Source organism: Aquimonas voraii (assembly GCF_900101825.1).
Taxonomy (GTDB): domain Bacteria; phylum Pseudomonadota; class Gammaproteobacteria; order Xanthomonadales; family Xanthomonadaceae; genus Aquimonas; species Aquimonas voraii.
Genome location: NZ_FNAG01000004.1, coordinates 135053 through 157821 on the forward strand (window position 1 = coordinate 135053; position 22769 = coordinate 157821).

The 22769-nt window shown below is 69.4% G+C and carries 22 protein-coding genes; 19 read left to right on the forward strand and 3 right to left on the reverse strand.

All coding sequences use genetic code 11. The annotated features are described in order from the left end of the window. The first annotated feature begins 116 nt into the window (after positions 1-116). Positions 117-1235, forward strand: a complete 1119-nt coding sequence (gene ald, locus BLP83_RS09365; RefSeq protein ID WP_091241785.1) for an alanine dehydrogenase — start codon at positions 117-119, stop codon at positions 1233-1235. A gap of 123 nt (positions 1236-1358) precedes the next feature. On the opposite strand, the gene BLP83_RS09370 is transcribed toward ald, so the two are convergent. Then, positions 1359-2981: an O-linked N-acetylglucosamine transferase family protein gene (locus BLP83_RS09370; protein ID WP_091241788.1), complete on the reverse strand. Its 1623-nt coding sequence runs from the start codon at positions 2979-2981 to the stop codon at positions 1359-1361. Between the two features lie 72 nt (positions 2982-3053). Here BLP83_RS09370 and glyA point away from each other — a divergent pair, with 72 nt between their 5' ends. The 12 genes from glyA to BLP83_RS09430 all read left to right on the forward strand — a co-directional run bounded on the left by glyA (position 3054) and on the right by BLP83_RS09430 (position 13053). After that, positions 3054-4322: a serine hydroxymethyltransferase gene (glyA, locus tag BLP83_RS09375; RefSeq protein ID WP_091241792.1), complete on the forward strand. Its 1269-nt coding sequence runs from the start codon at positions 3054-3056 to the stop codon at positions 4320-4322. Positions 4323-4328: 6 nt separating this feature from the next. Then, a complete protein-coding gene (locus BLP83_RS19030; RefSeq protein WP_091241794.1) occupies positions 4329-4832 on the forward strand; it encodes a hypothetical protein in 504 nt (167 codons plus the stop codon). Continuing rightward, on the forward strand, positions 4832-5356 hold the full coding sequence (gene nrdR, locus BLP83_RS09385) for a transcriptional regulator NrdR (RefSeq protein ID WP_091241797.1): 525 nt from the start codon (positions 4832-4834) through the stop codon (positions 5354-5356). Before BLP83_RS19030 ends, nrdR begins: the two co-directional genes overlap by 1 nt. Next, positions 5353-5907, forward strand: coding sequence for a GNAT family N-acetyltransferase (locus tag BLP83_RS09390; RefSeq protein ID WP_091241800.1), 555 nt, complete (start codon positions 5353-5355; stop codon positions 5905-5907). The genes nrdR and BLP83_RS09390 overlap by 4 nt, the downstream gene beginning before the upstream one ends. A 247-nt stretch (positions 5908-6154) precedes the next feature. After that, the gene (gene ribD, locus BLP83_RS09395; protein WP_176764098.1) at positions 6155-7222 is read left to right on the forward strand and encodes a bifunctional diaminohydroxyphosphoribosylaminopyrimidine deaminase/5-amino-6-(5-phosphoribosylamino)uracil reductase RibD; all 1068 of its coding nucleotides are present in this window, start codon (positions 6155-6157) and stop codon (positions 7220-7222) included. A 279-nt stretch (positions 7223-7501) separates the two neighbouring features. Continuing rightward, positions 7502-8143, forward strand: a complete 642-nt coding sequence (locus BLP83_RS09400; protein WP_091241802.1) for a riboflavin synthase — start codon at positions 7502-7504, stop codon at positions 8141-8143. A gap of 119 nt (positions 8144-8262) precedes the next feature. Further along, a complete protein-coding gene (gene ribB, locus BLP83_RS09405; RefSeq protein ID WP_091241805.1) occupies positions 8263-9369 on the forward strand; it encodes a 3,4-dihydroxy-2-butanone-4-phosphate synthase in 1107 nt (368 codons plus the stop codon). 229 nt (positions 9370-9598) lie between these two features. Continuing rightward, a complete protein-coding gene (gene ribH / locus BLP83_RS09410) occupies positions 9599-10078 on the forward strand; it encodes a 6,7-dimethyl-8-ribityllumazine synthase (protein WP_091241808.1) in 480 nt (159 codons plus the stop codon). Between the two features lie 70 nt (positions 10079-10148). Continuing rightward, positions 10149-10613, forward strand: a complete 465-nt coding sequence (nusB, locus tag BLP83_RS09415) for a transcription antitermination factor NusB (RefSeq protein WP_091241809.1) — start codon at positions 10149-10151, stop codon at positions 10611-10613. 14 nt (positions 10614-10627) lie between these two features. Further along, positions 10628-11596 carry a thiamine-phosphate kinase gene (thiL, locus tag BLP83_RS09420; protein WP_245679999.1) on the forward strand — a complete coding sequence of 323 codons (969 nt, stop codon included), beginning with the start codon at positions 10628-10630 and terminating at the stop codon, positions 11594-11596. A 360-nt stretch (positions 11597-11956) separates the two neighbouring features. Further along, on the forward strand, positions 11957-12460 hold the full coding sequence (locus BLP83_RS09425; protein ID WP_091241814.1) for a phosphatidylglycerophosphatase A family protein: 504 nt from the start codon (positions 11957-11959) through the stop codon (positions 12458-12460). Then, positions 12457-13053, forward strand: a complete 597-nt coding sequence (locus BLP83_RS09430; protein WP_091241816.1) for a DNA-3-methyladenine glycosylase I — start codon at positions 12457-12459, stop codon at positions 13051-13053. Before BLP83_RS09425 ends, BLP83_RS09430 begins: the two co-directional genes overlap by 4 nt. A gap of 33 nt (positions 13054-13086) precedes the next feature. On the opposite strand, the gene BLP83_RS09435 is transcribed toward BLP83_RS09430, so the two are convergent. Then, complete coding sequence (locus BLP83_RS09435; RefSeq protein WP_245680000.1) at positions 13087-13749, reverse strand: DUF4097 family beta strand repeat-containing protein; 663 nt, start codon at positions 13747-13749, stop codon at positions 13087-13089. 145 nt (positions 13750-13894) lie between these two features. Here BLP83_RS09435 and gpmI point away from each other — a divergent pair, with 145 nt between their 5' ends. From gpmI to BLP83_RS09450, 3 genes are read left to right on the forward strand one after another with little or no spacing between them, the layout of a single operon-like run. Then, entirely contained in the window at positions 13895-15418 is a 1524-nt protein-coding gene (gpmI, locus tag BLP83_RS09440; RefSeq protein WP_281187120.1) for a 2,3-bisphosphoglycerate-independent phosphoglycerate mutase, read from the forward strand. Next, positions 15415-16593 (forward strand): murein hydrolase activator EnvC family protein, encoded by a 1179-nt coding sequence (locus BLP83_RS09445; RefSeq protein ID WP_091241821.1) that lies wholly within the window; start codon positions 15415-15417, stop codon positions 16591-16593. Before gpmI ends, BLP83_RS09445 begins: the two co-directional genes overlap by 4 nt. Positions 16594-16649: 56 nt before the next feature. Further along, complete coding sequence (locus BLP83_RS09450; RefSeq protein ID WP_091241823.1) at positions 16650-17969, forward strand: S41 family peptidase; 1320 nt, start codon at positions 16650-16652, stop codon at positions 17967-17969. 137 nt (positions 17970-18106) lie between these two features. Here BLP83_RS09450 and BLP83_RS09455 read toward each other — a convergent pair whose 3' ends face one another. Beyond that, on the reverse strand, positions 18107-18655 hold the full coding sequence (locus tag BLP83_RS09455) for a MarR family winged helix-turn-helix transcriptional regulator (protein ID WP_091241825.1): 549 nt from the start codon (positions 18653-18655) through the stop codon (positions 18107-18109). Between the two features lie 160 nt (positions 18656-18815). On the opposite strand from BLP83_RS09455, the gene hppD reads away from it, so the two are divergent. The 3 genes from hppD (at position 18816) to BLP83_RS09470 (ending at position 22602) form a co-directional block, all read left to right on the forward strand. Continuing rightward, the gene (gene hppD, locus BLP83_RS09460; protein WP_091241828.1) at positions 18816-19898 is read left to right on the forward strand and encodes a 4-hydroxyphenylpyruvate dioxygenase; all 1083 of its coding nucleotides are present in this window, start codon (positions 18816-18818) and stop codon (positions 19896-19898) included. Between the two features lie 213 nt (positions 19899-20111). Further along, positions 20112-21419 carry a homogentisate 1,2-dioxygenase gene (gene hmgA / locus BLP83_RS09465; RefSeq protein ID WP_091241830.1) on the forward strand — a complete coding sequence of 436 codons (1308 nt, stop codon included), beginning with the start codon at positions 20112-20114 and terminating at the stop codon, positions 21417-21419. Between the two features lie 190 nt (positions 21420-21609). Then, positions 21610-22602, forward strand: a complete 993-nt coding sequence (locus tag BLP83_RS09470) for a fumarylacetoacetate hydrolase family protein (RefSeq protein WP_091241832.1) — start codon at positions 21610-21612, stop codon at positions 22600-22602. Positions 22603-22769: the final 167 nt, after the last annotated feature.

A 22769-nucleotide genomic window follows, 5' to 3' on the forward strand; every position in this document is an offset into this window, starting at 1 on the left:
AGCCGCGCCTAGACTTCGCGGCTGTTTTGCCTTGGACGCTTCGGGCAGCGGATCTGCTCTGTTGCGGCGCGTCATGGCAGGGCATTCCCCTCATCCACCGCATCGAGGTCGCAGCCATGCTGATCGGCGTTCCCAAGGAAATCAAAAACCACGAATACCGCGTCGGCATGGTGCCGGCCTCGGTCCGCGAACTGGTCCAGCAGGGCCATCAGGTGGTCGTTGAAACGAACGCCGGCGCCGGCATCGGCTGCTCGGACGCGGATTACGTCGCCGCGGGCGCCACGGTGCTGGTAACGGCCGACGAGGTGTTCGCGAAGGCCGAGATGATCGTCAAGGTCAAGGAGCCGCAGGCGGTCGAGCGCGCCCGCCTCCGCGAGGGCCAGGTGCTGTTCACCTACCTGCACCTCGCGCCGGACTGGCCGCAGACGGAAGACCTGATCAAGTCCAAGGCGACCTGCATCGCCTATGAGACCGTCACCGCCGCCAATGGCAGCCTGCCGCTGCTGGCGCCGATGTCCGAAGTGGCCGGCCGCATGTCGATCCAGGCCGGTGCGACCGCCCTGCAGAAGGCCAACGGCGGCCGCGGCATGCTGCTCGGCGGCGTGCCGGGCGTGGAGCCCGCCAAGGTGGTGATTCTGGGCGGCGGCGTGGTCGGTGCGAACGCCGCGCTGATGGCCGTCGGCCTGGGCGCGCAGGTGGTGATCCTCGACCGCAACGTCGACGTGCTGCGTCGTCTGGTCGCCCAGTTCGGCACCCGCGTCGAGACCGTGTTCTCCAGCGCCGATGCGGTCGAGCGTCACGTGCTGACGGCCGACCTGGTGATCGGCGGCGTGCTGATCCCGGGTGCCGCGGCGCCCAAGCTGGTCAGCGCGGATCTGGTACGGCGCATGAAACCGGGCGCGGCCGTGGTCGACGTCGCCATCGACCAGGGCGGCTGCTTCGAGACCGCGCACGCCACCACCCACGCCGAGCCGACCTACATCGTTGATGACGTCGTGCACTACTGCGTCGCCAACATGCCGGGCGCGGTGCCGCGCACCAGCACCTTCGCGCTCAACAACGCGACCCTGCCTTTCATCCTCGAGTTGGCCAACAAGGGCGCCAAGCGCGCCATGGCGGAGAACTTGCACCTGCTGCGCGGCTTGAACGTGCACGCTGGCCACGTCACCTACCAGCCGGTGGCGGAGGGCTTCAACCTGCCCTACGTGCCGGCGGAGAAGGCGCTGGGCCTGTAAGCCTCGCGCGTGCCGGGCGGCCTGCGGCCGGAACCGCCGGAGCCCCCGACCATCCATCGCAGCCCCCGCGATACGCAGACAGCCCGGCACCTGCCGGGCTGTCTGCGTTTGCAGCGCGGGATGTCAGCTGGCGCGCGGCTGCGCCGTCGCCAGGAACTCTGCGAAGGCCCGCTGGGTATCGGCGCTTGCATACAGCGACGGTGCCCGCTCGCGCAGCCGGGCGCGCAGCTGTGCGCGCAGTGCTGCGTCGCTGCCCAGCCGCTGCGCGATGCGGACCATGTCGGCCGCATCGCGGGCGATCAACTCCGGGGTGTCCAGCCACCTCAGCAGGGCGGCGGTCTGCCGCGAGCGCATGGTCGGGCCTTCGACTGCGACGATCGGCAGACCCTGCGGCAGCAGGTCGAGCGCGCTCATCCCGCCCGACCAGCCCAGGGTGTCGAGACCGAAGTCGCAGGCCGCGGCCAAGGCCTGGAAGCGCTCCAGGGGCATCAAGGCATGGGTCAGCACGCGCGCATCCATGTCCACGCCCTCGCGCTCGAAGGCCGGGCGCATGCGCGCGCGCAGATCGGCAATGTGCGCCTCGCCAACCAGCGGGGTCAGGTGCAGGCGGGCCTGCGGCAGCGCTCGCAGGATCCGCGCGAACACCGCGTCCTGGGCCGGCAGCAGTTTGAAGGCCGCCTGCGCGCAGAGGATCTCCAGGTCGTCCGGCCCCTGGCGACGCACGTCCTCCGGGGCCTCGCCGGGTGCGCGCGGCGACGCCGGCGCAAGCCCATGGCCCAAGCCCGGCAGGCGCACCAGCGCCTCGTGGTAGTGCTCCGCCGCATTGCGCGGCTCCAGCGCATCCGGCACCAGGGCGTAGTCGATCGTCGGCAGGCCGGTGGTGACCGGGTGCCCCCACAGGCAGGTCTGAACGGGGGCGAGACGCAGCGCGGCGAGGCCCTGGTGCATCGGGTGCATGCCGATTTCGGGGTAGACGATCACATCGGGCTGCAGCGCGGCGAGCAGGGCCCGCCACTGCGGCGCCGGGCGCGGGCCGGCGTGGCGGGTGCCGGCGGCGTTCAGCCGCGCCTGCCACTCGGCGGCCCCCGGTTCGAGATCGAGGAAATGGACCTCGAAGCGGTCGCGGTCCAGGCTCTCGAACAGGGGCAGGAACAGTCGCGCCACCGTATGCTCGCGGAAGTGCGCGCTGACCACGGCGATGCGGCGCCGGCCCTGGCGCAGTGGCCGCGGCGGCAAGCCGGGATCGAGCGCGGCCATCATCCGCGCGACAAGGCGCCCATAGCGGCGCATCTCCGGCACCGCGTCCTCCAGGTAGTGCAGGTAGAAGGGCGTCGCGCTGCCGACGCAGCCCCAGACCTGGGCGGCCATGCCGGGACGACGGAAATCCTGCGACTCGAACCAGCGCAGGCCCTCGCGCCAGCGCTGCAGGTAGGCCTGCTGTTCGGTCTCGCTGGCCGGGCTGGGATCCAGCGGGTACTGGAAGCCGAGCCAGCGCGCGGCGAGGAAGGCGGGGTCGCGCTGGCGCGCCACTGCGAGTGCGGCGTGCCCCTCACGGAAACGGTAGCCGGCGAAGCACTCGAAGGCCCAGTCCATGGCCGAGTACAGGTCGCCGACCGCCTCCGACCGCGCGCGGGCGGCGTCGCGCCGTACCGGAGCGCCCTGCGCCTCGCTCTGGCACAGGCGAGCATAGGCTTGGACGGTGTCTTCGGCGGACGGGGCAGGGGGCGCGGAGATCGGTTGTGACATGGGCGAATTTCAGGGCTCAAACCCCGGCACGGTATCATCGGCGGCCTCCCTCCCAGCGCCGGTGACCGCCCCATGTTCGCGTCCTCCATGAAGATCGAAGGCTATGACCCCGAACTCGCCGCGGCCATGGCCGCCGAGCGCCAGCGCCAGGAGGACCACGTCGAACTGATCGCGTCCGAGAACTACGCCAGCCCGCGCGTGCTCGAAGCCCAGGGCAGCGTGCTGACCAACAAGTACGCCGAGGGCTATCCGGGCAAGCGCTACTACGGCGGCTGCGAGCACGTCGACGTCGCCGAGAAGCTGGCCATCGAACGCTGCAAGCAGCTGTTCGGCGCCGACTACGCCAACGTGCAGCCGCACTCGGGCAGCCAGGCCAACCAGGGCGTGTTCCTGGCCCTGCTGCAGCCGGGCGACACCATCCTCGGCATGAGCCTGGCCCACGGCGGTCATCTCACCCATGGCGCCAAGGTCAATGCCTCCGGCAAGCTGTTCAACGCCGTGCAGTACGGCGTCAACGAGCACGGCCTGATCGACATGGACGAGGTCGAGAAGCTCGCCATCGAGCACACGCCCAAGATGATCATCGCCGGCTTCTCGGCCTACTCCCAGGTGATGGACTGGGCGCGCTTCCGCGCCATCGCCGACAAGGTCGGCGCCGTCCTGTTCGTCGACATGGCGCACATCGCAGGCCTCGTCGCCGCGGGCGTCTACCCGAACCCGCTGCCGCATGCGCACGTGGTCACCAGCACCACCCACAAGACCCTGCGCGGACCGCGCGGCGGCATCATCGTGTTCAGCCGCGAAGGTGCCGGCGACAAGGCCGAGGAGCTGGAGAAGAAGCTGCAGAGCATCGTCTTCCCCGGCATCCAGGGCGGCCCGCTGATGCACGTCATCGCTGCCAAGGCAGTGGCCTTCAAGGAGGCGCTGGAGCCCGAGTTCAAGGCCTACCAGCAGCAGGTGGTTAAGAACGCCCAGGCGATGGCGAAAACGCTGATGTCGCGCGGCTACAAGATCGTGTCGGGCGGCACCGAGAACCATCTGATGCTGATCGACCTGATCGGCCGCGAGGTCAGCGGCAAGGACGCCGAGGCCGCACTCGGCAAGGCGCACATCACGGTCAACAAGAACTCGGTGCCGAACGACCCGCGCTCGCCCTTCGTCACCTCCGGTCTGCGCATCGGCACCCCCGCCGTCACCACCCGCGGCTACACCGAAGCCGATTGCGTCGAACTCGCCAACCTGATCGCCGATGTGCTGGATGCCCCGGCCGACGAGGCGGTGCTGGCGCGCGTGCGCCAGGCCATCACCGCGCAGTGCCGTCGACTGCCGGTCTACGGCTGAACTTCCATGCAGCTGCATGCGCTCAAAGGGTCGGCCGGCGGCAGCTTCGATCGCCTGATCTGCGAGCGCGCCGATGGCAGCCGCACCGAGGTCGAGATGCCGCGGCAGGGCATCCTGCCGCATGACCTCTTGCACGCCCTGGTGGAGACCGCCCTCGAATTCGACAACGGGTTCATGGGGCGTGTCGCCGCCGGCGCTGACATCGGCTTTCTCTCCAAGACCTTCCACGACTTCGCCGATCCGCAGCGCAGCGCGCAGTCGCCGCAGGCCGAATCGGTGGTCGAGGCCTTGCAGACCCAGCTTTGGCAGGGTGCGTTCGACGTCGTTGCATTCGACTACGGCGTCGAGACCGCCTGCGCCATGCGTGGCGTGCCGATCCCGCCGTGGCCGCACCCGCAGGCTTCGCTGCAGCTGTTCCAGCGGGCGCAGGCGCTGGGCGCGCGCTGGCAGGCCCTGCCCGAGCAGGCAGGCCTGCGCTTGAGCTTTCCGCTGCTGCAGGAGGCGTGCTGATGCATTGCCCGTTCTGCTCGCGTGCCGATACCCGGGTGGTGGACTCGCGGGTGGCCGACGAGGGCAGCAGTATCCGTCGGCGTCGCGAGTGTCCGGGCTGCGGAGAGCGCTTCTCGACCCTGGAAACGGTCGAGATCAAGCTGCCGGCGATCGTGAAGAGTGACGGCCGGCGCGAGGCCTTCGACGAGCGCAAGCTGCGCGGCAGCCTCGGCAAGGCGCTGCAGAAGCGACCCGTGTCGGAGCCGGCGATTGACGACGCGGTCCGCGGCATCGTCCGCCAGCTGCGCTCCTCGGCCGAGCGCGAGCTGCCCTCGCGCCAGCTTGGCGAGTGGGTCATGGAGGCTCTGCGTGAGCTCGACCAGGTGGCTTACGTCCGATTCGCCTCGGTGTATCGTCGCTTCGAGGACGTTCAGGCCTTTCGCGAAGAGATTGAGAAGCTCGAACGCGAGCTGCCCGGCCTCGACAAGGTGCAATTGCCGCTGCTTCAGGACCTGCCGCCCACGCCCACGCGAGGTCGCAAATGAGCGAGACGACCGATTCACCGCAGTCGGTGGCGCCGACGTCCGACTACCGCATCACCTGGCTGTCGGCGCACCGTGATCTGGTGCCGACACTCGCTGCCTGGCACTACGACGCTTTCCGGCACTACGTGCCGAACTGGGGCGTCGCCGCGGCCGCGGCCGAACTCGCCACCCACCGCCTGCACGAATTGCCCTGCACCCTGGTGGCCATCGGCGAGGAGGGCGAAGCGTTGGGCTCGGTCAGCCTGCTGCTGGAGGATCCGCCCGGCGGCCCCGAGCACGCCCCCTGGCTCGCCAATTTCTTCGTGCGCCCGGATCTGCGCGGTCGCGGCATCGGTCGCGCGCTGATGCAGCGCGCCAGCTGCGAAGCCTTCGACATGGGGCACGCACACCTGCATCTCTGGACACGCGACCAGGCGCCCTACTACGAGCGCCACGGCTGGGAGCGCATCGGCGTGGTGCGCCTGCCGGTGGGGCCGGCGATTCTGATGCGCACGCGCACCCATCCGAATGCGCCGGAGCCCGAGCCGCCGGCCGAGGATGCGGCGCCCTGAGCGCGGGCACGCGGCTCAACCCGGGCCACAGGGTCGACACGCCATCGCCCGGCCTTGTCGTGGCTCGTGTCCCGAGTTTCTCCTTGCCGTTCGTGCGGCCGGATCGCGACCCTGCCAGCCCCGTAGAGACGCCGCATGCCTCCGCCTGCGTGGACGCTTCGGCCGCCAGACCACTTCAGGCCCACCGGCTGTGAATCCCCAATTCCCCATCCCCAATCCCCGCTTCTCACCCACCGATCACGCCCATATGGCGCGGGCCCTGCGTCTGGCTGCGCGCGGGCTGTTCAGCACCCAGCCGAATCCGCGGGTCGGCTGCGTGATCGCGCGTGGCGAGGACGTGCTGGGCGAGGGCTGGCATGTCCGTGCCGGCGGTCCGCATGCGGAGGTGCATGCGCTGCGCGCGGCCGGCGAGTCGGCGCGCGGCGCCACCGCTTACGTCACGCTTGAGCCCTGCGGCCTGCATGGACGCACGCCACCCTGCGCGGATGCGCTGATCGCTGCTGGCGTGGCGCGCGTGGTGATCGCCTGCGAGGACGCCTTCCAGCGCGAGGGTGGGGCGGTCGAACGCATGCGCGCGGCTGGCATCGAGGTCGTCTCGGGGCTCATGCGCGAACAGGCGCGTGAACTCAACATCGGTTTCTTCAGCCGGGTCGAGCGCGCTCGGCCCTTCCTGCGGCTCAAGCTTGCGGCCAGCCTCGACGGGCGTATCGCCCTGGCCTCGGGCGAGTCGAAGTGGATCACCGGCGAGGCCGCGCGCGCCGATGTGCAGCGCTGGCGCGCCCGCGCCTCTGCCATCCTCACTGGCAGCGGCACCGCGCTGGCCGATGATCCCCGGCTCACCGTCCGCCTCGCCGACGCGGAATCCGTGCCGCCGCTGCGCGTCCTGCTGGATCGCGAGCTGCGTCTGCCGCGCTCGGCGAACCTGCTGGCGGATGACGCGGCACCGACCCTGGTGTTTCACGCCGAGCGCATCGCCGCGCCTGCAGACTGCGCGCCGTTTGTGCAGCACCTGGGCGTGGCCGAGGGCGATCACGGGCTCGACCTTGCAGCAGTGCTGGCCGAACTCGCGCGACGCGGAGTGAATGAACTGTTGGTGGAATGCGGTCCGCGACTTTCAGGCGCACTGGTGCGCGGCGGTTTCGTTGATGAGCTGCTGCTCTATCAGGCGCCCCTGCTGCTGGGCGGCGATGCGCAGCCGATGCTGGATGCGCTCGGCCTGCAGCGCCTCGATCAGCACGCCCGCTGGCGGGTGATCGAGCGCCGGCAGGTTGGCGTCGACCAGCGCCTGCGCCTGCGCCCCGGAGAGGCACCCTAGGGTGGGCCCTGGCCCACCGTGAACTTGACCCGCACGACGCATCTGATTCGAGCGCGCCGTCCCACCGCAGCAAACCCTGAGGTGAGCGTTGAGCCCCGGTGGGCCAGGGCACACCCTATGCGGGTCGCGTTGATCGGCAGCATGCGCTTCGAAGGAGCGAAGCGTTCAGACGCTGATGCCGCTTCCCCGGCCCTCGCGCATAGCGCTCGGGCGTTCGTCGGCTGGCGCGGCAGTGCCGCGCCAGCCAGCCTCCTCACCCCCCAATCCCGGCTCCCAACCATGTTCACTGGAATCATCGAATCCGTCGGCAAAATTCGCGCGCTGGAACCTGTCGATGGCGACGTGCGCCTGCACATCGAAACCGGCACGCTCGACATGCATGACGTGGTGCTGGGCGAGAGCATCGCGGTCAGTGGCGTCTGTCTGACCGTCATCGCCTTCGATGCCGCGAGTTTCGCGGCGGACGTCTCCAACGAGACGCTCTCGCGCACCACGCTCGGCGGGCTCAAGCCCGGTTCTGCGGTCAATCTTGAGCGCGCCATGCGCGCCGACGGCCGTTTCGGCGGGCATATGGTCTCCGGCCATGTCGATGGTGTGGGCGAGGTGGTGTCGATCAGCGAAGACGCGCGCTCGCAGCGCTGGCGCTTCCGCGTGCCGCAGAGCCTTGCGCGCTACATTGCCGAGAAGGGCTCGGTCTGCATCGAAGGCACCAGCCTCACGGTCAACACCGTCGAGGGCGCCGAGTTCGAGGTCAACCTGGTCCCGCATACCGTGACCCACACCAACTTCGGTGCGCTCGGCGCTGGCGCGCGGGTGAACATCGAGGTCGATCTGGTGGCGAGGTATCTTGAGCGGCTGGTTGCCGCTCGGGATTCGGGAGTCGGGATTCGGGATTCGTCAGAAGCCGGGGGCTCCGACTGAACGAAAGTCCGGCGCCTCACGTCTTTGGTTCAATGCCTCGGATCGATGCTCGACATCGGGCGTGCCTCAAGCTGCTCCTAACGAATCCCCAATCCCGACTCCCGAATCCCGGTCAGAAAATGCCCTTCTCCCCCATCCCCGAAATCCTCGAAGAAATCCGCGCCGGTCGCATGGTCGTCATCGTCGATGACGAGGACCGTGAGAACGAGGGCGATCTGATCATGGCGGCCGAGCTGGTGCGGCCGCAGGACATCAATTTCATGGTGACGCATGCGCGCGGCCTGGTCTGCCTCTCGCTCACCCGCGAGCGCTGCCAGCAGCTGGCGCTGCCGCCGATGGTCGTCGACAACAACTCGCCCTACCGCACCAACTTCACGGTGTCGATCGAGGCCGCCGAGGGCGTGACCACCGGCATCTCGGCGTACGACCGTGCGCATACCATCCGCACGGCGGTGAAGCCTGACGCGCGCGCCGCCGATCTGCGCCAGCCCGGCCACATCTTTCCGCTGACCGCCCAGCCCGGCGGCGTGCTGACGCGCACCGGACACACCGAAGCCGCCTCCGACCTGCCGCGCCTCGCCGGCCTGGAGCCGGCCGGCGTTCTCGTCGAGATCCTGAACCCGGACGGCAGCATGGCGCGGCGGCCGGATCTCGAAATCTTCGCGCGCGAGCACGGCCTCAAGATGGGCTCGATCGAAGATCTCGTGGCCTATCGCCTGGCCAACGAGCACACCGTCGAGCGCATCGACAGTCGGCCGATCCAGACCCGCTTCGGCGCCTTCACCCTGCACACCTACCGCGACCGAATCAGCCCCGAGCTGCACTTCGCCCTGGTGCGCGGGGAGATCCGCGCCGATCAGCCCACCTTGGTGCGCGTGCACGTGAAGAACCCGCTGGCCGACGTGCTGCACTGGCAGCGACCGGATTTCGGCGTCGCTGCCATTGACGCGCTGCAGGCCATCGACGCCGCCGGTGCCGGCGTGCTGGTGGTGCTGACCGAGCCGCAGTCGGCCGAACAGATGCTGGCAAGGATTACTGGCGACACCGCGCAGCCCGGCCACGGCGATGCCGGTCCCGCCGGCGCCCGCGCCGGCCAGTGGCGCCGCAACGGCGCCGGCTCGCAGATCCTGGCCGACCTGGGCGCCGGCAAGCTGCGCGTTCTAGGCACCCCGCGCCGGCAGATCGGCCTGGGCGGGTTCGGGCTGGAAGTCGTGGGGTATGGGTGAGAGCCGGGATTCGGGATTTGGGATTCGGGATTCGTGAGAGCGGGGCTGGGCACGTTTCGGGGGCGTGCTTAGACCCATTGCCTCTCCGCTCCACGTTGGATGTGCTGTACGCGCTGAACTTGGCGATGCGCTCGCCGCACCGGCTTTTGACTAATCCCGAATCCCGAATCCCCAATCCCAGCTTCACCAATGAGCTAAACTCCCGTCCCCCCAAGAGAATTTGAAGCCCATGGCGCATTATGAAGGCGACCTGCGGGTGGTGCCGGGCGCGCGTTTCGCGGTGCTGGCCAGCCGCTGGAACCCGCGCATCACCGACACCCTGGTCGACGGCGCGCGGCGCGCGCTCACTGGCAACGGCGTCGACGCGGCCGACATCGATGTGATCCGCGTGCCCGGCGCCTGGGAGCTCCCGCTGGCGGCACGCGAGCTGGCGCTGGCCGGCCGGCATGTGGCCTTGATCGCCCTGGGCTGTGTGGTGCGTGGCGACACCCGCCACTACGAGCATGTGGCGGATCTGTGTGCGGACGGCCTCGCCCGCGTGGCGCTGGATTCCGGCATTCCGGTCGCCAATGGCGTGCTCGCCGTCGAGCGACTGGAAGATGCCGAGAACCGCGCCGGCGGCAGCCACGGCAACAAGGGTGAGGAGGCCGCCCTGGCCGCCTTGGAGATGGCCAGCCTGATCACCGCCCTGCGCGGCCAGGACGACTGAGCCCACGCGCTGGTTCGCCAGCGCCTGCATCAACAGGGCAGGGCCAAGCACCCCGCCCGCGGAGCCGAACATGAAGCACACCCGTCCCGATGGCATCGATCCCGCCGCGCGCTCGCGCGCCCGCCGCCGCGCCCTGCAGGCGGTCTACGCCTGGCAGCTGTCCGGTTCCAGCATGAACAAGGTGCTGGAGCAGTTCCGCGACGAGCAGGACATGGAGATCGCTGATCTCGAGTATTTCGAGGATCTGCTGCGCGGGCTGGAGGCCCATCTGGCCCAGGTCGACGAGGCGCTCGCGCCCTTCATCGATCGCCCGCTCGAACAGGTCGATCCGATCGAGCGCGGCGTGCTGCGACTTGCCGTCTACGAACTGCTGCATCGGCTCGACGTGCCCTATCGCGTGATCATCAACGAGGCCATCGAGATCGCCAAGCGCTTCGGCTCAGAGCACGGCCACACCTACATCAACGGTGTGCTGGACCGCGGCGCGCAAAGCTGGCGCGCCGCCGAGGCCCGCGGCGGCCCCCGTCGCGGCTGATCGCGCGCATCGCCGTGGCCACCGGCGAGTTCGACCTGATCGCGCGCATCGCTGCGCGCAGCCGCATCCGCCCTGATGTGCTGCTCGGCATCGGCGACGACGCCGCGCTGCTGGCCTCGCCGCCCGCCGGCGAAGCGCTTTGCGTCTGCGTCGATACGCTGAATGCCGGCGTGCACTTCCCGCTGGAGACCGCGCCCTTCGATATCGGCTGGAAGGCGCTGGCGGTCAATCTGAGCGACCTCGCCGCCATGGGCGCCACACCGCGCTGGGCGACGCTGGCGCTGAGCCTGGCGAGCCCGGCCCCGGCCTTTGTCGATGCCTTGATCGACGGCCTGCTCTCGCTTGCCGAGCAGCACGACGTTGCCCTGGTCGGCGGCGACACCACGCGCGGTCCCTTGAGCCTCAGCGTGCAGGCGATCGGCAGCGTGGCGCCTGCGCAGGCCCTGCGTCGCGATGCGGCGCGGGCGGGGGATGCCCTCTACGTCAGCGGCTCGCTGGGCGATGCGGCGGCGGGGCTGGCGCTGCTGCAGGGGCGGATCGCGTGCGGGCACACCGCAGTCGCGGAGACGCTGCGCGCCCGTCTCGATCGACCGACGCCGCGCCTCGCGCTGGGGTGTGCCTTGGCCGGTGTGGCGCGCGCAGGCATCGATGTCAGCGACGGCCTGCTGGCCGATCTCGGCCATGTGCTGCAGGCCAGCGGAGTCGGCGCGGTGATCGATCTCGATGCACTGCCCGCATCGACGGCGCTGTGCGCCCTGCTCCCGGAGGCCGAACAGCGCTGGCCCCTTCAGCTCGCGGGCGGCGATGACTACGAGCTGGTGGTCAGCGGTGACGCCGAACGCATCGAAGCGCTGCCTGAGTTCGCCCGCGGCGAACTTGCCCGCATCGGGCGCATTACCGCCGAACCCGGCCTCGCCTTCGAGCGCGGAGGACGTGCCTGCGGCTACGTGCCTTCAGGGCGCGGTTACGAGCATTTCGTCTGAGCTGCGAAGCCGGCGTCCCACCCGCTCTGCATCGGGTGGGCCCGGGCCCCTGCCGCGGCCGCCGATCTCCCTCGGCCCTTGATCCTGTCTCCGGCGCCACGCGGGATGAGCGTGTTGGTTTCCTGTGCTCGATGCGACCCCATCGCCACGGCGGGCCGGGCCCCACCCTGTGCATCCGTCGGGGTCGCGCCCACGCGAGCTCACGGTTCGTACCCCATCCTTCGGTTCGCATGGCTGGTCCCGGTCCGCGTCGGGCGGGCTCAGACCGTGATGCATCGCCTTCGGTTGGGGCTGTGCGCTCGGGACTCGGGCGATGTCGCGACAAACCCCTTGCGTGGCGCTGCCGGCATACTTGCGCGCATGAAGCGCAACCGTCCCCCGCTGAGCCTGCTCAAACACCCCTACGGCTGGATCGCCAGCGGCTTCGGCTCGGGCTTCTCGCCGATTGCGCCGGGCACCGTGGGCAGCGCTGCCGCGCTGGTTCCGTGGCTGTGGCTGCGCGAGTTGCCGCCCGCGGACTACCTCGTGATCGTGCTGGGCTTCTTTGCGCTTGGCGTGCTCGCAGCGGAGTGGGTCGTCCGCACGATCCGCGTGGACGACCCCGGCGTCGTGGTCGCGGACGAATGGGTCGGGCAGTGGCTGGCCCTGTTCCTCGCTCCCGCCGGCTGGGCCTGGATGCTGCTGGGCTTTGCGCTGTTCCGGCTGTTCGACGTGTGGAAGCCGTGGCCCGTGCGTTGGGCCGATCGGCGCCTGCACGGCGGCTTCGGCGCGATGTTCGATGACCTGCTGGCGGGCATGTACGCCTTCCTCGCCCTGCAGGCTCTCGTTCTGCTCAATGCGCGCTACGGAGCACTCTCTTCATGAGCGATCTCCCCGCGGGACTGCTGCGCGGCGAGGATGGCGTGCTGCGCTGCGCCTGGCAGCAGAACCTGCCGGACTACGCGCATTACCACGACCACGAGTGGGGGCGGCCGGTGCGCGATGACCTGCGCCTTTTCGAGAAACTCTGCCTCGAAGGTTTCCAGTCGGGTTTGAGCTGGCTGACCATCCTGCGCAAGCGCGAGAAGTTTCGCGAAGCGTTTGCTGGCTTTGACCCGCATCGCGTCGCCCGCTTCGATGCCGACGACATCCAGCGGCTCCTCGGTGACGCCGGTATCGTCCGCCACCGCGGCAAGATCGAGGCGACGATCAACAATGCCACGAGGGTCATCGAGGTACAGCGCGAATGCGGCAGCTTTGCCGCGTACATTTGGGGTTTTCGCCCGCCCGACGCCGAGCGGCCCACGCGCTGCGACTGGGACAGCCTGCGCGCGATGGCGCAGACGCCCAGCTCCACAGCGCTGTCGAAGGATCTGCGAAAGCGTGGCTTCAAATTCGTCGGCCCCACCACCTGCTATGCCTTCATGCAGGCGATGGGGTTGGTCAACGATCACGTCGAAGGCTGCGCCTTCCGTTGAAGCCGGCGGCCGTCCTTGGCCCAATCACCGCCGTTACGGCAGATCGCTGCCGCTGTAGCGCTTGGCTTCCGCACCCTCGACGCGGCCGATGCGCGCGCTTTCGTGCACGAACAGTTCGACTTCGCGCTTGAACACCATGGGGCCGACTACTTCGGAGTCCGGACCGATCACGATCTTCGGCAGGCGGGTGTTGCCGCCCCAGTTGAACCAGCCGGTGCTGGGTTTCTCGATGGTGATGCCGCCGGCGATACGGCTGCCGTCGAGCAGGGTGATGTCGCCGTTGACGGTTTCGACATCGCCGCCAATCGTCGCGGCTTCGAGGCGGATCGCGCCGTTGACGGTCTCGACATCGCGCTGCACGGCTGCACCGCGATCGAGGCGGATGCTGCCGTTGACGGTCTCGGCCGAGCCGGCCTGCGACGAGGCGCCGAAGCTGATCGAGCCGTTGACGGTCTCCACGCTTTCGGCGCGGGCGCCCTCGTTGAGGCTGATGCTGCCGTTGACCGTCTCGACGCTCTCCGCCTGCACCTGCGCCGCAAGCGTGACGCTGCCGTTGACGGTTTCAAGGCTGTCATAGGCCCGGCCCTGCTCGGTGCGGATCGAGCCGTTGACCTTGTCGATGCTGGTCAGGCGCTCGGCGGCGGCACTGCCGGCGAAGGTGATCAGGACGAGGAGGGGAAGAATGGACGTGCGCATCGGTGCTGCTCCCTGCGGATAGGCCACGCTCTGCGGTGGCGGCAGTCAAGCGGATGCCGGACCGTCCGAAAGGGTTTACCGAGGCCGGTCCGGGTACGGCCGCTTGGCTAGAATGCGGTCCTTGACTGTCATTCGGAGCTCGCCCGTGTCCCGACCCAAGCCCGTCATGCTGCTGATCCTCGATGGCTGGGGCCATCGCGAGGAGCGCGAGGACAATGCCATCGCCCAGGCCAAGGCGCCGCACTGGCATGCGCTGCTGGCGAGCTGCCCGCACACCCTGATCGAAACCTCGGGCAAGCATGTCGGCCTGCCCGAGGGGCAGATGGGCAACTCCGAGGTCGGCCACATGAACCTCGGCGCGGGCCGCATCGTCTACCAGGACCTGACCCGCATCGATCACGCCATCGAGACCGGCGAGTTCTTCGAGAACGCGGCGCTCACCGGCGCCTGCGCCGCGGTCAAGGCCAGCGGCGGCACCCTGCACGTCTTCGGCCTGCTGTCGCCGGGCGGCGTGCACAGCCACGAGGACCATATCCACGCCTTCCTCGATCTAGCCAGGCGACAGGGCGTGTCACGGCTTGCCGTGCACGCGTTTCTGGACGGCCGCGACACGCCGCCGCGCTCCGCCCGTCCGAGTCTGGAGCGGCTCGACGCACGCTGCGCCGAGCTCGGCTATCGCATCGGCTCGGTCAGCGGCCGCTACTACGCCATGGACCGCGACAAGCGCTGGGATCGCGTCGAGCGCGCCTATGCCGCGATCGTCGAAGCCAGCGCCGAGCATCGCGCGAGCACCGGCGTTGCGGCGCTGGACGCAGCCTATGCGCGCGACGAGAACGACGAGTTCGTGCTGCCGACCGTCATCGAGGGGGCACAGCCCATGGTCGATGGCGATGCGGTGGTGTTCATGAACTTCCGCGCCGATCGCGCCCGCGAGCTCACCGCCGCCTTCGTGCAGCCGGGTTTCGACGGCTTCGTCGCGCGGCGGCCGCAGCTGGCGCGCTTCGTCTGCCTGACCGAGTACGACGCCAAGCTGCCGGCCACCTTGGCCTATCCGCCCGAGACCCTGCACAACACCCTGCCGCAGGTGCTGGCCGCGCACGGCCTCAGCCAGCTGCGCATCGCCGAGACCGAAAAGTACGCCCACGTCACCTTCTTCTTCAGCGGCGGCGTCGAGGCGGAGCAGCCCGGTGAATCGCGGGTGCTCATCCCTTCGCCCAAGGTCGCCACCTATGACCTGAAGCCCGAGATGAGCTGCCCCGAAGTCACCGCCGCGCTCGTCGAGGACATCCGTGCCCAGCGCCACGACGTCATCGTCTGCAACATCGCCAACCCCGACATGGTCGGCCACACCGGCGTGCTGGAAGCCGCGATCAAGGCGGTCGAGGCCGTCGACACGGCGATCGGCGAAATCACGACAGCCCTGCGTGAAGTCGGCGGCGAACTGATCCTCACCGCCGACCACGGCAACCTCGAGAAGATGCGTGACCACGACACCGGCCAGCCGCACACCGCGCATACCGTCGGCCCGGTACCGCTGGTGTATCTGGGGCGTCCCGCGCGGCTGAAGTCCGGCGGTGCCCTGCGCGATGTCGCGCCGACCCTGCTGCATCTGCTCGGCCTGCCCAAGCCGGCCGAGATGACGGGGCAATCGCTGGTCGAATTCGTGTGATCCAGCGCTTCGCCGGCCTCGCGCTGGTCCTGCTCTGCGCTGGCGCGCTCCTGGCCCTGGCAGGCGGCGGCACGGCGCAGGCCCAACCCAGCGACCCGGAAGCCGAGCGCGTCGCGCAGGCTCGGCTGGACGCCGTGCGCGCGGAGCTGCGCGAAGTGGCCGCGGTGCAGGCGCGGCTGGCCGCCGAGCGCGATGCCGCCTCGGCGCAGATCCGCGAGGTCGATCGCGCCATTGCCGACCAGCTCAAGGCCCAGGCAGGGCTGGAGACCGAAGTGGCCGCGCAGCGCCAGCGCTTCGAGGCGCTGGACGCCGATCGGCAGACGGTTGCCGCCGGGCTGGAGCGGCAGCGCGCCGCCTTGGCTGCGCTGATGCGCGCGGCCCACGTGCAGGGCGGGCAGGCCCCGCTGCGCCTGCTGCTGTCGCAGGATCGCCTGCGCGACGCCAGCCGCGCCCTGGCCTATCACCATTACGTGCAGGCGGCCCAGGTCGGGCGGATCCGAGGTCTGCTCGATGAGCTCGCGGAGCTGGCGCGGGTGACTACCGAGGTCGAGGCCCAGCGCGCTGCCCTGGATGCGGCACTGGCGCGCGAGCTGGCCGCGCTGGCTGCGTTGGAATCGCGGCGCGCGGATCGCCGCGCCCTGCTGGAGGTGCTGGCCAGCCAGCAGCAGGCGCAGGCGAAGCGCATTGCCGAACTCAAGCGCGACGAGCGCGCCTTGCTTGATCTCATCGAGTCGTTGCGCGACATCTTCGCCGACATCCCGGACGAGCTGGACGGCGACCAGCCCTTCGTCCAGCGCCGCGGCAGCCTGCCGATGCCGGTGCCGGGCAAGGTGCTCACCGCGTTTGCCGGCACGCTGCTCGACGGCCGTCGCAGCGAGGGCTGGCTGATCGAAGCGGCCTCAGGCGAGACGGTGCGCGCTGTGGCGCCGGGGCGGGTGGCCTTCGCGGACTGGATGAAGGGCTACGGTCTGCTGCTCATCGTCGACCATGGCGAGGGCTACCTCAGCCTGTACGCCCACAATGACGGCCTGCTGCGCGAGGTCGGCGACTGGGTCAAGGCGGGCGAGCCGCTGGCCCAGGCCGGCAGTTCCGGCGGGCAGGGTCGCAGCGCCCTGTACTTCGAACTGCGTCGGCAGAGCCAGCCGCTCGACCCGCGCCTGTGGCTGCGACGTTGAGGATCGCGCGGCGCCGATGAGGCCCGCCGCGAGCGCGGCGCCCTATACTGCCGGGCATGAACGCCACGCCTCGCCTTCGCCTGTCGCTGCTCGTTTCCGGCCTGCTGCTCGCCTCCAGCGTGCGCCTCTGGGCGCAGGAGACGGACGCCCCCGTACCTGCCGAGGACACCCCGGCCGTCGTGCCTGAGACCGAACGCGTCAGCCTCGACGAGGTGCGTCGCTTCGTTTCGGTGTTCCGCGCCGTGCAGCAGGCCTATGTCGACCAGGTGCCCGACCAGCAGCTGATGCAGTCGGCCATCCGCGGTCTGCTCACCGATCTCGATCCGCACAGCGCCTATCTGGACGCGCGCGCGACCCAGGCGATGAACGAGACCGCCACCGGCGCCTACGGCGGCCTCGGTCTCGAGATCCTGCAGCGCCCCGATCGCAGTCTCGTGGTGATCGCGCCGATGGACGACACGCCGGCGGCGCGCGCCGGCATCCAGCCCGGCGACATCATCATCGAGCTCGACGGCGCGCCGATCAGCGCCGACAGCGTGGACGCCGCAGTCGAAGCCATGCGCGGCGAGCCGGGCACCACCATCGTGCTGACCGTGCTGCGGGAGGGCGAGAGCGAGCCGCTCAAGCTCAGCCTGACCCGCGAGATCATCCGCGTCGCCAGCGCGCGGGGCGAGGCGCTGGATACCGACTTCGCCTACATCCGCATCGCCACCTTCCAGGCCGATACGGCCAGCGAGGTGCAGCGCAGGCTCGAAAGCCTGAAGGCCGCCGGCGGCGGCGCGCTGAAGGGGCTGGTGCTGGACCTGCGGCGCAACCCGGGCGGCCTGCTGAACGCCGGCATCGAAGTCGCCGACCTGTTCCTCGAGCGTGGCGTGATCGTCAGCACCCGCGGCCGCGTGCCGCGCGCGAGCGCGGAGTACGAGGCCAAGCGCGGGGATCTCTTGGACGGCGCACCGATCGTGGTGCTGATCGACAGCGGCAGCGCCAGCGCCGCCGAAGTCGTCGCCGGCGCCCTGCGCGACCATCGGCGCGCGCTCATCATGGGCAGCACCAGCTTCGGCAAGGGCTCGGTGCAGACCGTGCTGCCGCTGGACAATGGCGACTCGATCAAGCTGACCACGGCGCGCTATTACACGCCCAACGGCATCTCGATCCAGGCCACCGGCATCGTTCCCGATATCGAACTGCCGGAGAACGCGGAGCTGCGCGTCGGCGCCCAGACCTCGCCACAGCTGCGCGAGGCCGACCTGCCGGGGCATCTGGAGGCGGAGAGCGCGGCCAGCGACACCGGCGAGGCCGCGGCCCAGACCGATTACGCCGTCAACGAAGCCTTGAACCTGCTGCGCGGGCTGGCGGTGTTCCGCGAGCGCGGCTGAGGCCGAACTGCCGCGCTCTGCATCGGCGTTCATCACTCGCGCGTGCGTGGACGGGCCAGAGCGCGTGAAAGAAGACCAGACGCTGCTGCGAGGGCGTCCAGAGGTGATCGCTGCAGGCGAGGGGTTCTCGCATCCTCTCAGTCGCGCGGAGAGGCATCGACTGCCCGCAGTGCCGCCGAGCGCAGGGAGTCCTCCGCGCCCGCGGTCGCTTCCAGCAGACGCCCGAGCAGGGCGTCGAACTGCGCGTATTCGGCGGCATCGAGGCCCGACAGCAGGGCGCGCTCATACTCCAACGCCAGCGGCGCCACCTGCGCGTAAACCGCACGACCGGCCGCGCTGAGATTCAGCGGCACGCGCCGGCGATCGCGCTCGTCGCTGCCGCGTTCGACCCGACCGGAACTCATCAACCCAGCCACCGCGCGGCTGACCGCGACCTTGTCCATGGCCGTGCGCTCGACCAGCTCGCCCGCGGTCAGCCCGGGATACCGGCCCAGCACCGCCATCAGTCGCCATTCGGTCACCGAGAGGTCGAAGCGCTCGGCATAGATCCGCGCGATCGCCTGGCTGACCCGGTTCGACAGCACCGACAGCCGGTAGGGCAGGAAGGCCTCCAGCACCAGCTCGGCCGCTTGTTCAGCGGAGACGGGGCTTGGCGAACGCGCTGCGGTGGATCGGGAGGAGCTCATCCTGCACTGCACCTTGCAAATGGTTTCATCTGAAACTATAAAGCGCCCACCCCGCGGCGACCAGCCGCGAGCGACTTCCGGCGCCCGCCAAGCGGCGGCGCCGCGCCCTTGTCAACGCCGCGCGCGAACGCCGCACGCCCAGCCCCTAGAGGAGCCCAGCATGAACGCCCAGCCGAACCTCGGCATGCAGGTCACTACCTTTGAAAACCCGATGGGGATCAATGGCTTCGAGTTCGTCGAGTTCGCCGCCCCGGCCGGCAGCCTCGACCTGCACGCGCTGTTCCGCAAGATGGGTTTCGCGCCGGTGCTGAAGCACCGCAGCCGCGCGATTACGGTCTATCGGCAGGGCGGGGTCAACTTCCTGGTCAATGAGGACCCGGACAGCTTCGCCGCCGATTTCGCCGCCCAGCACGGCCCCAGCGCCTGCGGTTTCGGCATCCGCTTCACCAAGCCGGTGGCCGAGGTCGAGCAGAAGGTGATCGCCAACGGCGGCGAGCGTATCGACCACAAGCCCATGAGCCGCGCGATCGACGCGCCGGTGGTCAAGGGCATCGGTGACTGCATGCTCTACCTCGTGCCCAGCGAGGGCGACGCCTACGCCGCCGACTACGTCGCCATTGAAGGGGCAGAGGGCAATCCCGCGGGCTTCGGCCTGACCTTCATCGACCACCTGACCCACAACCTGTACTTCGGGAACATGGAGAAGTGGTCGGACTACTACGAGCGCCTGTTCAATTTCCGCGAGATCCGCTACTTCGACATCAAGGGCGCCAAGACCGGCCTGGTGTCGAAGGCCATGACCGCACCGGACGGCATCGTGCGCATCCCGCTGAACGAGTCCTCGGACCCGAAGAGCCAGATCAACGAGTATCTGGATCAGTACAAAGGCGAGGGCATCCAGCACATCGCCTGCTTCACCGACGACATCTACGCCACGGTCGAGGCCATGCGTGCGCAGGGCGTCGAGTTCCTCGATACCCCGGCGACCTATTTCGAGGTGATCGACCAGCGCATCCCGAACCATGGCGAGGATGTTGCGCGCCTGGCCAAGAACAAGATCCTGATCGACGCCGATCCCGAGACCAAGCAGCGCAAGCTGCTGCAGATCTTCACCCAGAACGCGATCGGCCCGATCTTCTTCGAAATCATCCAGCGCAAGGGCAACGAAGGGTTTGGCGAAGGCAATTTCCAGGCCCTGTTCGAGAGCATCGAACGGGATCAGATGAAGCGCGGGGTGCTGTAAGAGTTGGGACTCGGAGTTCAGGCTTTGAAGAGGCAGGCCGTGAAGTGCATGGGCACGGCTGGGCTTCATGCCGGCAGAGCTGCTGCCGATTCGCTCTAAGCCCCTCTCTCCACGGGAGAGGGGCTTGAGCAAGACGCCCCTCCCTGAGGCGGTCACCCACCCCATTGTTCTCGCAGTCACCACCGACCGCGCCACACACCGGACCCCGCAGCGATGATCCAGGCACCATCCATCCCGCCCTACCTCACCGGCTTCGCCAACGACTTCGCCACCGAGACCCTGCCCGGCGCGCTGCCGATTGGCCGCAACTCGCCGCAGCGCTGTCCCTACGGCCTTTATGCCGAGCAGATCTCGGGCACGGCCTTCACCGCGCCGCGGCATGCCAATCGCCGGACTTGGATGTATCGGGTCCGCCCGGCCGTGCTGCATGGCCGCTTCGAGCCCTACGCGCAGCCGCGTCTGCACAACCGCTTCGACGAAATCGCGGCCAGCCCCGAGCAGTACCGCTGGAGTCCGCTGCCGCTGCCGACTGAGCCCACCGACTTCATCGATGGCCTGTTCACGATGGGCGGCAACGGTGGGCCGGACGCCTCAGGCATGGCCGTGCACCTGTACGCCGCCAACCGCGACATGGTCGATCGCTACTTCTATAGCGCCGACAGCGAGCTGCTGGTGGTACCGCAGCTGGGGCGTCTGTGTATCGACACCGAGCTGGGTCGCATCGAGGTCGAGCCGCAGCAGATCGCGGTGCTGCCGCGCGGCGTGCGCTTCACGGTCAGCCTGCCGGACGGCGAGGCCCGCGGCTATGTCTGCGAGAACTTCGGTGCCCTGCTCAAGCTCCCGGACCTCGGCGTGATCGGCAGCAATGGCTTGGCCAATCCGCGCGACTTCGAAACGCCCGTCGCGCGCTATGAGCAGCGCGAGGGCAGCTTCGAGCTCATCGCAAAATTCCAGGGCCAGCTCTGGCGCGCGCCGATCGGCCACAGTCCGCTCGATGTGGTCGCCTGGCACGGCAACTACGCGCCCTACCGCTACGACCTGCGCCGCTTCAACACCATCGGCTCGATCAGCTACGACCACCCGGACCCGTCGATCTTCCTGGTGCTGCACTCGCCGGGCGAGGCGGAGGGGGTGAGCAACCTCGACTTCGTGATCTTCCCGCCGCGCTGGCTGGTGGCGCAGGACACCTTCCGCCCGCCCTGGTTCCACCGCAATGTGGCCAGCGAGTTCATGGGGCTGGTGCACGGGGCCTACGATGCCAAGGCCGAGGGCTTCGTCCCCGGTGGCGCCTCGCTACACAACTGCATGACGGGCCACGGACCGGATGCGGCGACGTTCGAGAAGGCGTCCCGTGCTGACCTGTCCAAGCCCGACGTGATCACCGATACCATGGCCTTCATGTTCGAGGCGCCGCGGGTGATCCGCCCGACCAAGCAGGCGGTCGAGGCCGCGCACCGGCAGCGCGACTACCCGGACTGCTGGGCGGGGCTCAAGGCGAACTTCGACCCGAAGACACCTTGAGCCGCTCGGCTCGCGAGGCGCGCGAGCCGAACATCGAGCACTGGCTCGGGCGCTGCGCGAGCCATGACGGAAACGGCCCGGGCTCGCGCAGCGTGGACCGGACACCCAGCACACCGGGTTCGCGCAGGGCGCGGACCGAACATTCGACAGGGGCTCGCGCACCGCGCGGGCCGAGCACCGAGGACACCCGATGAAACTCGCAAGCCTCAAGGAGGGCGGCCGTGACGGCAGCCTGATCGTCGTCAACCGTGAGCTCAGCCGCGCGGTGCGCGTGCCGCAGATCGCACCGACCCTGCAGCGTGCGCTGGAGGACTGGAGTGTCACCGCGCCGCGCCTGAACGCCGTCTACGAGCAGCTGCAGGCGGGTGCCGACAGCATCGAAGGCCAGACCGTGTTCGCCTTCGACACCGCCGCGCTGGCCGCGCCGCTGCCGCGCGCCTATGAGTTCGTCGACGGCTCGGCCTATCTGCCGCACGTCGAGCGCGTGCGGCGCGCGCGTGGCGCCACCGTGCCCGAGAGCTTCTATGTCGACCCGCTCATGTACCACGCGGTCGGCGCCGGCTTCTACGGCCCCAACGACCCCGTGCGGGTGCCGGACGAGGCTTTCGGCATCGACCTCGAAGCCGAGGTGGTGGTGGTCACCGACGACGTGCCGATGGGCGTGTCGGCCGAGGTCGCGGCGGGCCACATCCAGCTGGTCGGCCTGATCAACGACGTGTCCTTGCGCAACCTGATTCCGGACGAGCTGGCCAAGGGCTTCGGCTTCCTGCAGTCCAAGCCGCGCTCGACCCTGTCGCCGGTGTTCGTGACCCCCGACGAGCTGGGCGATGCCTGGCAGGACAGCAAGGTGCACCTCCCGCTCCTCAGCCACATCAACGGCGAGTGGTTCGGTGCGCCCGAAGCCGGCGTCGACATGCAGTTCAACTTCGCCCAGCTGATCGCGCATGCCGCCAAGACCCGCCCGCTGGTCGCAGGCAGCATTGTCGGCTCCGGCACGGTGGCCAACGAGGACGAGGGCAAGGGGGCTTCGTGCCTGGCCGAGAAGCGCATGCTGGAGATCATCCGCGAGGGCAAGCCCAGTACGCCCTTCATGAAGTTCGGTGACCGCGTGCGCATCGAAATGCTCGACCGCGAGGGGCGCTCGATCTTCGGCGCCATCGACCAGGTGATGGAGCAGGGCTGAGCGCCGAGCTCCGCTGCGAACGCCGCCTACGCTGGACGGGCCCCGAGTGCGCGGATGGAGCTGGTGCGCACCCGCGGGCTTCCGCTGGCTCGCCCAGCAGGCCTTCGGATCTGCGCGCGGCGGCCGCCGGCCGAGCCGCTGCCATCCGGGCGCTCGGCCGGCTTCGC

Bases quoted from the DNA above. Each gene is read 5' to 3' on its own strand.
- BLP83_RS09455 (WP_091241825.1), bottom strand. From the start codon at position 18,655: ATGAGCTCCTCCCGATCCACCGCAGCGCGTTCGCCAAGCCCCGTCTCC.
- glyA (WP_091241792.1), top strand. From the start codon at position 3,054: ATGTTCGCGTCCTCCATGAAGATCGAAGGCTATGACCCCGAACTCGCC.
- BLP83_RS19030 (WP_091241794.1), top strand. From the start codon at position 4,329: ATGCAGCTGCATGCGCTCAAAGGGTCGGCCGGCGGCAGCTTCGATCGC.
- BLP83_RS09435 (WP_245680000.1), bottom strand. From the start codon at position 13,749: ATGCGCACGTCCATTCTTCCCCTCCTCGTCCTGATCACCTTCGCCGGC.
- BLP83_RS09390 (WP_091241800.1), top strand. From the start codon at position 5,353: ATGAGCGAGACGACCGATTCACCGCAGTCGGTGGCGCCGACGTCCGAC.
- BLP83_RS09450 (WP_091241823.1), top strand. From the start codon at position 16,650: ATGAACGCCACGCCTCGCCTTCGCCTGTCGCTGCTCGTTTCCGGCCTG.
- ribB (WP_091241805.1), top strand. From the start codon at position 8,263: ATGCCCTTCTCCCCCATCCCCGAAATCCTCGAAGAAATCCGCGCCGGT.
- ribD (WP_176764098.1), top strand. From the start codon at position 6,155: ATGGCGCGGGCCCTGCGTCTGGCTGCGCGCGGGCTGTTCAGCACCCAG.
- BLP83_RS09400 (WP_091241802.1), top strand. From the start codon at position 7,502: ATGTTCACTGGAATCATCGAATCCGTCGGCAAAATTCGCGCGCTGGAA.
- hmgA (WP_091241830.1), top strand. From the start codon at position 20,112: ATGATCCAGGCACCATCCATCCCGCCCTACCTCACCGGCTTCGCCAAC.
- BLP83_RS09425 (WP_091241814.1), top strand. From the start codon at position 11,957: ATGAAGCGCAACCGTCCCCCGCTGAGCCTGCTCAAACACCCCTACGGC.
- BLP83_RS09430 (WP_091241816.1), top strand. From the start codon at position 12,457: ATGAGCGATCTCCCCGCGGGACTGCTGCGCGGCGAGGATGGCGTGCTG.
- ribH (WP_091241808.1), top strand. From the start codon at position 9,599: ATGGCGCATTATGAAGGCGACCTGCGGGTGGTGCCGGGCGCGCGTTTC.
- BLP83_RS09370 (WP_091241788.1), bottom strand. From the start codon at position 2,981: ATGTCACAACCGATCTCCGCGCCCCCTGCCCCGTCCGCCGAAGACACC.
- nrdR (WP_091241797.1), top strand. From the start codon at position 4,832: ATGCATTGCCCGTTCTGCTCGCGTGCCGATACCCGGGTGGTGGACTCG.
- hppD (WP_091241828.1), top strand. From the start codon at position 18,816: ATGAACGCCCAGCCGAACCTCGGCATGCAGGTCACTACCTTTGAAAAC.
- ald (WP_091241785.1), top strand. From the start codon at position 117: ATGCTGATCGGCGTTCCCAAGGAAATCAAAAACCACGAATACCGCGTC.
- BLP83_RS09470 (WP_091241832.1), top strand. From the start codon at position 21,610: ATGAAACTCGCAAGCCTCAAGGAGGGCGGCCGTGACGGCAGCCTGATC.
- nusB (WP_091241809.1), top strand. From the start codon at position 10,149: ATGAAGCACACCCGTCCCGATGGCATCGATCCCGCCGCGCGCTCGCGC.